Annotated in this window: 9 protein-coding genes; 2 read left to right on the plus strand and 7 right to left on the minus strand. The window is 70.7% G+C overall.

Annotated features, from left to right (window positions below):
* Positions 1 to 376: 376 nt before the first annotated feature.
* Complete coding sequence (locus AB0230_RS00005) at positions 377 to 553, minus strand: hypothetical protein (protein WP_366373232.1); 177 nt, start codon at positions 551 to 553, stop codon at positions 377 to 379.
* Between the two features lie 120 nt (positions 554 to 673).
* Entirely contained in the window at positions 674 to 2,128 is a 1,455-nt protein-coding gene (gene rpsA, locus AB0230_RS00010) for a 30S ribosomal protein S1 (protein ID WP_315992894.1), read from the minus strand.
* Between the two features lie 537 nt (positions 2,129 to 2,665).
* On the opposite strand from rpsA, the gene AB0230_RS00015 reads away from it, so the two are divergent.
* A complete protein-coding gene (locus tag AB0230_RS00015) occupies positions 2,666 to 3,607 on the plus strand; it encodes a lytic transglycosylase domain-containing protein (RefSeq protein ID WP_315992895.1) in 942 nt (313 codons plus the stop codon).
* A gap of 28 nt (positions 3,608 to 3,635) precedes the next feature.
* Here the strand turns inward: AB0230_RS00015 and AB0230_RS00020 are convergent, their stop codons facing one another.
* Positions 3,636 to 6,596 carry a hypothetical protein gene (locus tag AB0230_RS00020; RefSeq protein ID WP_366373235.1) on the minus strand — a complete coding sequence of 987 codons (2,961 nt, stop codon included), beginning with the start codon at positions 6,594 to 6,596 and terminating at the stop codon, positions 3,636 to 3,638.
* A gap of 64 nt (positions 6,597 to 6,660) precedes the next feature.
* On the opposite strand from AB0230_RS00020, the gene AB0230_RS00025 reads away from it, so the two are divergent.
* A complete protein-coding gene (locus tag AB0230_RS00025) occupies positions 6,661 to 7,779 on the plus strand; it encodes a hypothetical protein (protein ID WP_366373237.1) in 1,119 nt (372 codons plus the stop codon).
* Between the two features lie 9 nt (positions 7,780 to 7,788).
* Here the strand turns inward: AB0230_RS00025 and AB0230_RS00030 are convergent, their stop codons facing one another.
* The 4 genes from AB0230_RS00030 to pgi all read right to left on the minus strand — a co-directional run bounded on the left by AB0230_RS00030 (position 7,789) and on the right by pgi (position 13,210).
* Positions 7,789 to 9,486 (minus strand): AarF/UbiB family protein, encoded by a 1,698-nt coding sequence (locus AB0230_RS00030; RefSeq protein ID WP_366373239.1) that lies wholly within the window; start codon positions 9,484 to 9,486, stop codon positions 7,789 to 7,791.
* 53 nt (positions 9,487 to 9,539) lie between these two features.
* Positions 9,540 to 10,118, minus strand: a complete 579-nt coding sequence (locus AB0230_RS00035; protein ID WP_315992899.1) for a PadR family transcriptional regulator — start codon at positions 10,116 to 10,118, stop codon at positions 9,540 to 9,542.
* 90 nt (positions 10,119 to 10,208) lie between these two features.
* Positions 10,209 to 11,117 (minus strand): phospholipase, encoded by a 909-nt coding sequence (locus AB0230_RS00040; protein WP_315992900.1) that lies wholly within the window; start codon positions 11,115 to 11,117, stop codon positions 10,209 to 10,211.
* A 413-nt stretch (positions 11,118 to 11,530) separates the two neighbouring features.
* On the minus strand, positions 11,531 to 13,210 hold the full coding sequence (pgi, locus tag AB0230_RS00045; RefSeq protein WP_366373241.1) for a glucose-6-phosphate isomerase: 1,680 nt from the start codon (positions 13,208 to 13,210) through the stop codon (positions 11,531 to 11,533).
* Positions 13,211 to 13,239 lie beyond the last annotated feature (29 nt).

Here is a 13,239-nt window from a genome sequence, read left to right on the forward strand (position 1 = left end):
CCACAGAAACAGTCACCTAGACCTACCCGTGAGGCAGTTCACTACCTTCACACCATCCACACACAACAAGACCACCTCAAACGAAGCAGATCTCAAGAAATGTGCCGAACGGCAGAACCCCAACTGTAAACCAGAGAACCGAAACTCTCAAGAACAGATGTTGGGGGTGGTTCGCTACTTGAGGGGCTGCGGGGCCTTTCGGCCGCTCCGCTCTCCCCTGTGGGGCGAACAAGTAATAAGTTACGCCGGATCGACCACGCCGTCGAATCGACACCCCGCCCCGGGCGTGTCGTTGCCGCTTTTTCCCTCGATCATCAGGAAAAACCCGGAGATACGCCCGGACTTCGGGCCGGACGGGATCGAGGGTGTCCCGCGATCACGCAGCGAGATGCAGGACGGCCGGCGCGCCCGCGGCGGCATCCATCGAACCGCCGGTGAACTCGATGCCGCCGAAGAACATCGCGCCGATGACGAGAGCGAAGACGAAAAAGATCGCGAGGAAGAGCACGGCGACGCCGGCGAGGGTGATCAAGAGCGGAAGTCGAGAAGCCATGACCCCATCCTGCCGTCGGCGGGACCATCGGGCCCGGGGCTTGCGGACGGCCCGGGAAGGTCCCCGCAACGACCGAAGGCCGGCACCCCAGAGGGGTACCGGCCTTCGATGCGGGACGGATCAGCGACCGGAGAGCTTCTCGCGAAGCGCAGCCAGCGACTCGTCGTCGGCGAGGGTGCCCTGGGCGGGCGACTCCGACGAGAAGGACCCACCGAACGAACCGGAGTCCGTCGGGTTGGCCGCCTCGGCCTCGATGGCCTTCGCGACAGCGGCCTTGTGGGCCTCCCAGCGACCCTGGGCAGCGGCGTACTCCTGCTCCCACTGCTCGCGCTGAGCGTCGAAGCCCTCGAGCCAGGCACCCGACTCGGGGTCGAAGCCCTCGGGGTACTTGTACTCGCCGCGCTCGTCGTACTCGGTGGCCATGCCGTACAGCGCGGGGTCGAACTCGGTGCCGTTGGGGTCGACCGACTCGTTGGCCTGCTTGAGCGACAGCGAGATGCGGCGACGCTCGAGGTCGATGTCGATGATCTTGACGAAGACCTCTTCGCCGACCGACACAACCTGCTCGGCGAGCTCGACGTGCTTGCCCGACAGCTCGGAGATGTGCACGAGGCCCTCGATGCCGTCGGCCACGCGGACGAACGCACCGAACGGAACGAGCTTGGTGACCTTGCCCGGCGCGATCTGACCGATCGCGTGGGTACGGGCGAACACCTGCCACGGGTCTTCCTGCGTCGCCTTGAGCGAGAGCGACACGCGCTCACGGTCGAGGTCGACCTCGAGGATCTCGACGGTGACCTCCTGGCCCACCTCGACGACCTCGGAGGCGTGCTCGATGTGCTTCCAGGAGAGCTCGGAGACGTGGACGAGACCGTCGACGCCGCCGAGGTCGACGAACGCACCGAAGTTGACGATCGACGAGACCGTGCCCTTGCGGACCTGGCCCTTGTGGAGGTTGTTGAGGAACGTGGTGCGCGACTCGGACTGCGTCTGCTCGAGCAGGGCGCGGCGCGAGAGCACGACGTTGTTGCGGTTCTTGTCGAGCTCGAGGATCTTGGCCTCGATCTCCTGGCCGAGGTACGGCGTCAGGTCGCGGACGCGACGCAACTCGATGAGCGACGCCGGGAGGAAGCCGCGGAGGCCGATGTCGACGATGAGACCACCCTTGACGACCTCGATCACGGAACCGGTGACGACACCGTCGTTCTCCTTGATCTTCTCGACGTCGCCCCACGCGCGCTCGTACTGCGCGCGCTTCTTGGACAGGATGAGGCGGCCTTCCTTGTCCTCCTTCTGGAGGACGAGGGCCTCGACGTGGTCGCCGACGTTGACGACCTCGTTGGGGTCGACGTCGTGCTTGATCGAGAGCTCGCGGGAGGGGATGACGCCTTCGGTCTTGTATCCGACGTCGAGGAGGACCTCGTCGCGGTCGATCTTGACCACGGTGCCCTCGATGAGGTCGCCGTCGTTGAAGAACTTGAGCGTCTTCTCGACAGCGGCCAGGAAGTCTTCGGCCGAGCCGATGTCGTTGATCGCGACCTGCTTGGTAGCGGGAGCGGTCGTTGCGGTAGTCATGTAGTGGGTTGTCCTAGTTGGGTGGGTGTCGGGCTCCGACTCCTGCGCCCGTCGGTCCGGCGGACCGGGGCCGTCGGCATCCGCACGCCCGAGGGCGAACGCATGCCACGAGTCGAAGCGAAGCGGATTTGTTCGTGCGATGTCACGGGCCCGCCCGACGAATCGGGTGAAGCCCCACGAGTGACACTCCAGTCTAGCGCACGCTCCCGCCACCGCGGAGACGGCCTCGGCGCCGCACGTATTCGACGTCGCCCATCGAGGCTTCCGGAGCGCCGCGTGACGACCCGGCGGAGGGGAAGCACATCGACGATTCGCCTCGGATCGGCGCTTTTCGCGGGGGCATCGGAGGGTTTGCGCCCAGGTGCCGTCCAGATTGGCGTGCCAGGCTCCCGGTTTCGTGCCCGCCGAACGCGGGTCGGACGGTGACACCCGCACCGCCCTCCCTCACGTGAAACCGGTTCTATGCGCTCTGATTCGACGTCCCTCACCAATCGTCGCTCCCGTCGCCAAGCCGCCCGCCGCTCCCGCCGTCGTCCTGTGACGACCGCGGGCGCTCTGGTGCTCGGCGTCGTCGCGGCCGCGGCCCTCACCGGCACGGTGCCCGCCGCCACGGCCTCTCCGGCCGATCTGTCGACCGCGACTTTCTCGCTCGCATCGACCACCACCCCCACCGCTCTCTCCGCCGCCCGAGGACCGGAAGCCCAGGAGGCACGCGCCGCGACCACCGCCGCGACCGCCTCGATGCAGGCCGTCACGTCGGTGCAGAACGACATCGCCGCGTCGGGCCTGGACATCGGCCAGCCCGCCGACGTCGACACCGCTGCGCTCGAGAAGGCGACCGAGCGTCTCGAGGCGGCATCCGCTCTTCCCGACACCTTCCTTCCGAACCTCTCCGACGACGTGACAGCGGCGACCACCGCCGTCGACCAGCGCGTCGCCGAGTTGCGCGGCGGCCTCGACGCCGCCGTGGCGAAGAAGGCCGAAGAGGAGGCCGCCGAGAAGGCCCGCCAGGAGGCCGAGGCGGCTGCTGCGGCGAAGGCCGCCGCAGAGAAGGCCGCGGCCGAGGAGGCCGCCTCGAACAGCGGCAGCGGCTCCGGCGGCTCCGGCAGTGGGAGCAGCGGCGGCGGCTCGTCGTGGACTCCCCCGGCGTCCGGCGGCGGCTCGGGCGACAACAGCCCGGGCGGTGCTCAGGCGACCGCGCGCGGCATGCTCGCCGGCTACGGCTGGGGCGACGACCAGTTCTCGTGCCTCGTCTCGCTGTGGAACAAGGAGTCGGGCTGGAACTACCAGGCCTACAACTCCGGCAGCGGCGCCTTCGGCATCCCCCAGGCTCTGCCCGGAAGCAAGATGTCGTCGGCCGGTGCCGACTGGGCCTCCAACGCGGGTACGCAGATCGCGTGGGGTCTCGGCTACATCTCGGGTCGCTACGGCAGCCCGTGCGGCGCCTGGGGCCACTCGCAGTCGGTCGGCTGGTACTGAGCTGAGCGGTGACCGGCTCGCGAACCGGTCACCGCCATTGCCACATCGAGCGCGTCGCGCCGGAGAACCCTCCGGCGCGGCGCGCTTCGCTCATCAGCGCGAGGTTCTCGGGGCCGGAGAACTCGTGCAGCACCGCCGGTCCGACGTGCACCTGCCAGGCACCGTGGAACCGCACGGCGTCGTCGCGACGGCGGCCGATGGCATCCGGGACCGAGAGGAACTGGCGCGCTCGGCCCCGGCCCGCGTGCTCCAGGACCCGGCGCACCCACCACGGCCCTCCCCCGCGGTCGATCTCCAGAACGAATCGGGGCGAGCGGACGGGTCCGCACAACTGCTCGACGGCGTGGGCGAAGGTGCGCTGATCATCGAGTCCGGCCTGCGGCATCCGGACCTCGACGCGGATCCCGTCGCCGCCTGCACCCGTGACCTCGACCGTCGGTGAGGTGGGGCGGGCGGCGACCCTGCCGCTCTCGGACAGCGCGGTCCACACCACCCTCGCGATGCGCATGAGGGTGGCCGGGGCGTCGCGGCTCTGCCGTCGCGTGCGACGCCAGGCACGGCCGAACGAGACGGACAGGAGCACCCCCGTCACGGCCGCGACCGCGGCGAGCGGAGCACCCACCGCCGTCGGCAGGAAGAACGCCAGCACGACGACGGCGGCCGGCAGCGCCACGGAGCCTCCGAGCCAGCGGCCCAGCACGCGAGTGGCGTCGACGGAGGTCGAGAAGGCCGGAGCGCGATGCGGGCGTTCGACGACCACAGCGGCCTCCTCCGTGTCCGCGTAGGGGGTGCCGACGCGCCACGCGGCGCGGGTGTCGGCGCGTGGAGGGACGCCGACGAGGGCATCGACGGCACGCACGGACGAGCCGGGGTCCTTCGCGAGGACGGCGTCGAGAGCCACGCGACGATCGCGATCGAGCGCCGCACCGAGACCGCGCACGACGGAGCCGGGACGATCGGCGTCGAGACCCCAGAGACGGGCGTGCTTGCGACGGAGGCGGGCGGCATCCGGTTGCGCGGAAAGAGAGGACGTGGGCGGCAGGATCGCGGTGATGGTCCAGTTGTGGGCCACTTTTTCCGGCCACTGCGGGTCGAGGCGCAAGGTGCGTCCGCGCAGCTGCTGCGTCGCGGACGCCGTCGCCACCGCGGTGAGGTCGACGAGCGTGTTGACCGCGGGGCAGTCCCAGCCTTCGCCGAAGAGTCCGCGCGTTCCCACCACCACCTCGATCTCTCCCGCGGCGAGCAGGCGCGACGCCGCGCCGGTGACCCCGGTTCCCGTCGTCCCGCGCACCTCGACAGCGGACGGGTCGTCGGCGCAGGCGATGGTCTCGAGCTCGGCGCCGAGCTCGCGGGTGAGGGCGGGAAGGATGACGGGCGCGTGGCGGGTGGAGACGCGCACGGTCGAGGACGTGATGAGGACCGCCCGCAACGCGGCGGTGGCGGCATCCGTCGAGAGGACGGAGAAGGTGCGCACCGCTCCGGCGGACCCGAGCAGGCCGCCGTGCACGTTCCCGTGCGTGACGAAGTCGGTCACGACGAGGGCGCGCAGACGGTCGCCGAGCTGCGCACGCTCGACGGCGAGGATGTCGCAGGCGCCGCGATCCTTGGCGAGAGACGAGGCCAGCACGGTGTCGATGGGGTCGCGGGTGCGCCGCACGCCGCGGTCGGTGAGGGCGTAACCGAAATCGGCGAGAAGGCGGCGCAGACGTCTCCAGTCGGCCTGACGATCGGGGTCGGGAAGCACCCGATCGAGGGCGTAGCGGCCGAGCAGACGCACGGTCTCGTCGGTGGTGGGTGCCCGACGGGCCACCGCGGGGAGCCTCGCCACCAGGGGATCGTCGGGGGCGATCTCCGAGAACATCGCCGCGGCGGCTTCGGCTCGCGCGAAGTCCGCCGAGAACGCCTCGGCCAGGCCCCGGTCGATCCGAGCGAGGTCGGCGCCCACGGACGTCGAGGTGCGGACATCACGCGGTGCCGACGGCGGAGCGAGCGGATCGGCGATGGGGGCGGTGGCAGCGGCGGGCGGCTGCAGCGCGTCGCGGAGGTATTCGCGTCCCGCTCCGACCGCGAACGTCGTGCGCAGCGCCTCGTCGAGGGCCGCGGCGTGCGCGGAGAGGAAGGCGAGTTCCTCGTCGGTCGGCTCGACCGCGTGCACCAGCTCGCGATAGGGAGCGAGATCGCCCTCGCGCACGACCGCGGGCACGGGCACCTCGAGGTCGACCTCTCCGAGGAGGGACACGTAGTTGTCGTACTCGTTCGCGTCGTCGGGGGACGGCAGCGTCGCCGTCAGGCCCACCACGAGCGGCTCCCGGCCCTCCGCGCGGATCCGGGCGACGAGAGCCGCCACGACGAGAGCCCAGTGGTCGAGGAGGTGGTGGCACTCGTCGAGCACGATCGTCTCGACACCGGCCTCGACGAGGCGGTCCATGAGGTCACGGGCGCGCGGGTGCAGCGCCGACGTGAGGGCGGCGGCATCCTGCCGGGCGAGCGTGCGCCGCACGGACCGTGACCGGGAGCGGATGCCACGCCGGTACGCCGCGGGATTCTTCTCGTTCAGGGCGTCGAGCCAGTCGTGCGCCTGATCGGGCGTGCGCTCGTCGCCGACGAGTTCGTCGGCCCACCGCGCGCGGGCGAGGGCGGTGAACGGCTGGGCGGTGTCGAGCACGCTCACCGCCTGATACGTCAGGGCAGTGAGGTCGGCGGGCCGGAACGGGTCGTCGGAGACGGTCGCCTCGTCGTGGGCGAGTCCCCGGGCGGCCGCGACCCACTGGGCGCGGATGGCCGTGGTGGGCGCGAACACCACCGCGGGGCGACCGCGACGTGCGGCGAGAAGGAGCCCCAGAAGCGTCTTCCCGGCTCCGGGAGGGGCGACCAGATGGACGGGCCCGCCGGAATCCACGTCCACACGGTCGAGGGCGTCCGCCTGGTAGGCGCGCAGCGTACCGTCGAAGCGCCACGCCGACAGAGGACGGCGCGGTTCGGTCGACACCGCGCCAGTCTAGGGAGGCGTCCGGCGCTCACCGGCGGACCGACACCCCCGGAAAGGACGACGCGTGGATCTTCGCTGGCTGGACGCGCCCGCCGAGGAGGTCGCCGCCGCGCTCGCGGTCGCGGGCGACCGCCCTCGTCCGTCGTGGGTGCCGACGCGCCGTCAGGTGCTGCTGCATGTCAACAACGCCCTCGTGCTGTGGTTCGCCTCGATCGCGCTCGTCAGCATCGGCGTGCAGGTGGACGGCGTGCAGGACGGCCGGGTCACCGGGAACGACGTCGTCGCCTTCGTCGTGGTGCTCGGCGTGCTCGCGGTATGGCTCGTCGGGACGTTCTTGCTCTGGCGCTGGGCGCAGCGGCCGGTCGCGACGCGCACGCGACTGCGCCATGCGCGGCGGGACCTCACCGCCCTCGCGAACGGCTTCTTCCCCCGCCCGAGCGCGGCCGCCACGTTCTCGTCGCTCGTCACGGACCACAGCGTGGGTGTGCGCGAACATCCGCGTTTCGCCAGCGGCGACACCGAGTTCGGGACCGTGCGCGCCCGCGCGTCCCGTGCCCGGGCCTGGCAGTACGTGAGTGTGCGCCTCGCCTCGGCCGTGCCCCACCTCGTCCTCGATTCCCGGACGAACGGGCGCGGCGGTGAGCTGCCGGCATCCATCGACCGCGGCCAGCGTCTGCGACTCGAGGGGGACTTCGACCGCTCGTTCCACACCTACGCGCCGTCGGGGTACGGACCCGATGCGCTCTATGTGCTGACGCCGGACGTGATGGCGGCACTGGTGGACCACTCCCCCGGGTTCGATGTCGAGATGCGCGACGACCGCCTCGTCTTCTTCCGCGGGGCCGACGCCGACTACACGACCGCCGCGGACTGGGAACGGGTGGATGCCGTGCTCCGCCACGTCGTCCCGCGGATCGCCGCGCACGCCGAGCGCTACGTCGACGAGCGCGTGCGTGGCCAGGGGGCCGTGGAGCGCGTCGCCCGCACGCGAGATGCCGACGCATGGCGCCCGCCGCATCCGCTCATCGCCGCGGACGGTCGGAGACTGCAGGCCCGGACCCCGCAGACGGGATTCGGCCCCGTCGTGGCGCGGATCGCCTGGTTCGTCTTCCGCGGCGCGCTCTACCTGGTTCCGCTGGTCTTCGCCTTCGCCGGATTCATGTCGATCGTCGACGGTCGATGACCGCCCGGCTCACAGGCCGTTGCGACGGGCGATGACGCCGGCGAGCAGCGCGTGCGAGAGCGGGGCGATCGAGGCGATCATCAGGAGCGTGCCGAACACGGCCTGCTCGGCCTGCAACAGGATGCCGCCGATCAGCAGGCCGGTGAACAGCACGGCCGACACCACCCGGCGCACCATGCGTTCGAGCTCGCGCACACGACGTTCGATGCGGGGCGTCTGCACCGACACCGACCCGTCCTCGAAACGCTCGATGAGGTTGTCGACACGGCGCGGGAGCCGCGCGGTGACTCCGGCGACCGCTCCCACCTCGCGCACGAACGCCTGCACGGTGTTCCCGCTCTCCTCGCGGATCAGGCGCTGGGCGTAGGGCTCGACGGCGTCCCAGATGTTGAAGGCGGGGTCGAGGGCGCTGCACATGCCGCTGGTGAGCGACATGGCGCGCACGATCAGCAGGAAATTCTCGGGGAGCTGGAAGGGCAGCGCGCGCACGACATCGCCGAACTCAAGCGCGAAAGCGCGGAACTCCCGGGGGTCGACCTCCTGCAGTTCGGCGAAGCCCATGCCGCCGAACCGCGAGAACAGCTGCGTCATCGCGCGCTCGAGCTGCACGGTGTCGGCGGACGGCAGCAGCACGCCGACGTCGCGGATGCCGTCGACCAGCCCCTTGCCGTCGCGCGAGGCCGCGGCGATGAGCACGCGACGAAGGCCGCGGCGCAGACCCGGGGGCACCTCCCCCATCATCCCGAAATCGATGAAGGTGAAGCGCCAGGCCGGTGTGCCGGCGGCGGTCGTACCCCCGGTCGGGGTGACGAACACGTTGCCCGGGTGGGGGTCGGCGTGGAAGAAACCGTCGTCGAAGAGCTGGTCGAACATGACGGCGGCGAAGCGGGCGGCGACCTCGACGGGGTCGATCCCCGCGGCGCGGAGCGCATCGACGTCGTTGATCTTGATGGCGGTGACGTCCTGCAGGGTGAGGACGCGCCGCGTCGTGCGCTCCCACACGACCTCCGGCACCGCCACCCCCTCTTCGCCACCGAAATCCGCGGCGAAGCGCTCGGAGTTGGCCGCCTCGTGCAGGTAGTCGATCTCCTCGAGGCTCGTCACCGCGAACTCCTCGACGAGCGAGGGCATGTCGACGCGGTCCCGCACGAGGGAGACTTTGCTGAGCCACACGCCGACCTTGCGCAGGGCACGCAGGTCGACGTCGACGATGCGGTCGATCCCGGGCCGCTGGATCTTCAGGACCACGGCTCGCAGGCCGGTCTCGTCCGCGAGGGAGTCGGTCAGGACAGCACGATGGGCCTGACCGAGCGACGCCGCCGCGAGGGGACGCTCGTCGACCGAGGTGAAGGCGCGCTCCAGCGGCATCCCGAGTTCTGCTTCGGCGCGAGCGCGCATCTGCGCGAACGGGACCGCGGGCACCTCGTCTTGCAGCCCCTCGAGCTCCTTCGTGATCTCGGGGGGCAGGACGTCGAGGCGCGACGACATGAACTGGCCGACCTTGATCATGAGGCCGCCGAGGTCGACCGCGAGCACGTGGAAGCGCTGCGCGATGCGCTGGAGCCGACGGGTGCGGCCCCGGGCGGAGATCCACCCGAGGCCGAACCGCGGCAGGAACAGCTCGTACCACCACGCCTGGACGAGATAGCGCGCAGCGAACCGCGTGATGCGGCGGTAGCGGGCCTTCATGAGGGCGTCGTCGGTCATCGATCCTCCTGGATGCCGACGTGCGCCCCGCACGCGTCGAGCTCGGGCAAGCCTCAGCCCTGGGCGAGGATGGAGTAGAGCTTACGACGGGCCTCGTCGAGGATCTCGACCGCTTGCGCGACCTGCTCCTTGTCGCCCGTGCGCGCGACCTGCGCCGCTGCCTGGGCGAGCTCGACGCCCGCCTTGGGCAGCGCCGTCATGCGACCGCTGTCGCGCGAGGTCGCGGACTCCCAGGGCGCGGTGCGCTCGGTCGTCTCATCTCCCGCGGCCGCGCGGCCCTCGGGCGTGAGCGAGTAGGTCTTGCGCCCGTTCGACTCCTCGGACTGCACGAGGCCCTCGTCGGTGAGCAGCTGCAGGGTGGGGTACACCGAGCCGGGGCTCGGCTTCCACGATCCGCCGCTGCGGTCCTCGATCTCGCGGATGATCTGGTAGCCGTGCATCGGCTGCTCGAGCAGCAACGACAGCACCGCGGAGCGCACGTCGCCCTTGTTCATGCGCGGCGACGAGCTGGTCTTCTGCTCGAACTGCGTCCGCAGCTGCTCGAGACCCTCGAGGATGTTGGACATCGGCCACCCGGGGGTGTTGTTGCCGCCGCGTCCGCCGAACGCGTCTCCCAGGAATGAACCACTCATGACGACCTCCTTCGCGCGGACCCGATCTGAGTCAGCGATACATAACGATATATCGCTGAGTGGCCTCGCGGACGGTCGTGCGGGGAATTCTCAGTACCAGTTCACGGCCTGCGAGTGGCTCCACGCGCTGCAGGGAGTGCCGTAGCCGCGCGAGATGTAATCGAGCCCCCACGCGATCTGCGTCGCCGCATTGGTCTGCCAATCGGCGCCGAAGCTCGCCATCTTGCTCCCCGGCAGGGCCTGCGGGATACCGGTGGCCCCACCGTCGTTGTTGTAGGCCTGGTAGTTCCAGCCCGACTCCTTGGTCCACAGCGACGCCAGGCACGAGAACTGGTCACTCCCCCACCCGTACTTCTCCGCGGCGAGCTGCGCGGCGTACGCCTTGGCGCCGTCCGGCGTGTTCACGCGGGCGAGGGCCTCGGCGGCCTCCTGCTGCCGCTGCGCCTCCGCGGCGGCAGCGGCTTCGGCCTGGCGCTGCGCCTCGGCAGCCGCGTCGGCGGCGGCCTTCTCGGCCTTGGCCTGGTCGAGGCTCGTGCGCACCTCGGCGACTCGCGCGGTGACACGGTCGGCCTCGGTCTGGGCGTTCTGACTGAGCGCGGGCACGAGGAGCACGGGGAGGAGGTCGCGGGAACCGAGGCGGTCGACGGCGTCGCTGAGCGCTGCGGTGTCGACGGTGGCGTCACCGATCGACAGGGGCAGACCGGTTGCGGCGACGTCGGCCTGCACGGCGTCGGCGTCGGTCAGGGCCGCCTGCGCGTCGCCGAGAGCCGTGTCGGCGCCGACGGTCACGGCATCCAGCGTCGGGGCCGACGAGACCGGCAGAGCGGAACCGGGCGACGCGAAGGATGCGGCCGAGGCATCCGGCAGCGACACGGGAGCGGCGACCGCGAGTCCGGTCGTGGCGACGAGGCCGAGAGCCAGACCGGCGCAGGTGGCGGCGGTGACGAGGGTGCGACGGGCGCGGTTGACGTGGACGAGCTTCAAATCGGAACGCAGCAAAGAAGGAACTTTCGTCGGGGGCACGCTCGTCGGGATCGAGCGCGGGCTCGTGTCGTCGGGTCGACACAAGTCCCCGAGTGTGGGGGCCGGTTCTGAGCGTTATCTCTTCGTTACCTGAATGGACCGTGGGAGCGCGGGTTCTCCCGATGCGCCGACGGTGCCCGCGGACGCAGCGCGGTGAACCCCGGTGGAGCGGAGGCGCGCCGGTGCCCGCTTCCTGCCTCTGATCGGGTGTATCTCTGAAAGCCTCCAGCCGCCGAGCGCGAAGAGGCGCGACGCCGCCGATGGGCCTGCATCAATCCGCCAGCGGGCCGCCGGAAAAGTCGCGAAAAACTTCCCGAACGGCCCGCTGTAGCGGAGCGAACCGCTGCCGTCGGCCGGGCGCGGGCCCGCACGGCCGCGCCGGGCGCGCGTCAGCTGCGGTGGACGCGGTAGTAGTCGAGCAGCGAGCGCGTCGATGCGTCCTGTGCGGCGAGGGCGTCGTCGTCGCCCTCGATCGCCGGTGCGATCTGCAGGGCGAGCTGCTTGCCGAGCTCGACGCCCCACTGGTCGAACGAATTGATGCCCCAGATCGTGCCCTGCGTGAAGACGATGTGCTCGTACAGCGCGATCAGCTGCCCCAGCACGGAGGGCGTCAGGGCGGGGGCGAAGATCGAGGTCGTGGGCCGGTTGCCCGGGAAGGTGCGTGCGGCCACGAGCGCACCGGTGGTGCCCTCGGCCTCGACCTCCTCGGCCGTCTTGCCGAAGGCCAAGGCCTTGGTCTGGGCCAGGAAGTTCGCGAGGAACAGCCCGTGCACGTCGCGTCCGTCGTCGGCGAGGGGGTACGCCGGGTTGACGAAGGCGATGAAGTCGGCGGGGATCAGACGCGTTCCCTGGTGGATCAACTGATAGAACGCGTGCTGACCGTTGGTACCCGGCTCACCCCAGAACACCTCGCCGGTGTCGGTGGTGACCGGCGAGCCGTCCCAGCGCACGGACTTGCCGTTCGACTCCATCGTGAGCTGCTGCAGGTACGCCGCGAAGCGGTGGAGCTGCTGCGCGTAGGGAAGCACGGCGTGCGACTGCGCGCCGAGGAAGTTGGTGTACCAGACGTTGAGCAGGCCCATGAGGACCGGCACGTTCTCGGCGAGGGGCGTGGATGCCACGTGCTCGTCGACGAGGTGGAACCCCGCGAGGAGCTCGCGGAAGGTGTCGGGGCCGAGGGCGATCGCGAGCGACAGACCGATGGCCGAATCGACGGAGTAGCGTCCGCCCACCCAGTCCCAGAATCCGAAGGCGTTGGCGGGGTCGATGCCGAAGGCGGCGACCTTGTCGAGAGCGGTGGACACCGCGACGAAGTGGTGCGCCACGGCGTCGGTGCGGGCGGTATCCGTGTCGTCGATCGCGCCGGCCGCCGCGAGCGTCTCCCAGAGCCAGTCGCGCGCCAGGCGCGCGTTGGTGAGCGTCTCGAGGGTGGTGAACGTCTTGCTCGCCACGATGAACAGCGTCGTCTCGGGGTCGAGGTCGGCGGTCTTCTGGGCGATGTCGGTGGGGTCGATGTTGGACACGAATCGGGCGTGGATGCCGGCGTCGGCGTACGGAAGCAGGGCCTCGTAGACCATGACCGGGCCGAGGTCGCTGCCACCGATGCCGATGTTGACCACGTGCGTGACCTTCTTGCCGGTGACGCCGCGCCACTGGCCCGAGCGGACGCGGTCGGCGAAGGCGCCGAGGCGGTCGAGCACCTCGTGCACGTCGTGGTCGACCTGCTGGCCGTCGACGACCAGGGCGGGCTCGGCCCCTGCGGGGCGGCGGAGGGCCGTGTGCAGCACGGCGCGGTCTTCGCTGGTGTTGAGGTGCGCCCCGCGCAGCATGTCGGCGAAGCGCTCGCGCACGCCGGTCTCGTCGGCCAGCGACAGCAGGGCGTCGAGCACCTCGGCGGTGACGAGGTTCTTCGACAGGTCGACGTGCAGATCACCCATCGTGCGCGACAGGGTACGGGCCCGGTCGTCGTCAGCGGCGAACCAGCCGCGCAGGTCGGGCTGGAACTCGTCGCGCAGGGCGGAGAGGCGGGACCAGGCGGCGGTGGTGGTGGGGTCGATAGGCGCAGTCACGGATCCCACGCTAGCGACCCGCGCGGCCC

Source organism: Microbacterium sp. NPDC089190 (genome assembly GCF_040701795.1).
GTDB lineage: Bacteria > Actinomycetota > Actinomycetes > Actinomycetales > Microbacteriaceae > Microbacterium > Microbacterium galbum.

What these genes read in the sequence shown, in the direction of transcription:
- rpsA (WP_315992894.1), bottom strand. Translation starts at nt 2,128, where the DNA reads ATGACTACCGCAACGACCGCTCCCGCTACCAAGCAGGTCGCGATCAAC.
- AB0230_RS00030 (WP_366373239.1), bottom strand. Translation starts at nt 9,486, where the DNA reads ATGACCGACGACGCCCTCATGAAGGCCCGCTACCGCCGCATCACGCGG.
- AB0230_RS00035 (WP_315992899.1), bottom strand. Translation starts at nt 10,118, where the DNA reads ATGAGTGGTTCATTCCTGGGAGACGCGTTCGGCGGACGCGGCGGCAAC.
- AB0230_RS00005 (WP_366373232.1), bottom strand. Translation starts at nt 553, where the DNA reads ATGGCTTCTCGACTTCCGCTCTTGATCACCCTCGCCGGCGTCGCCGTG.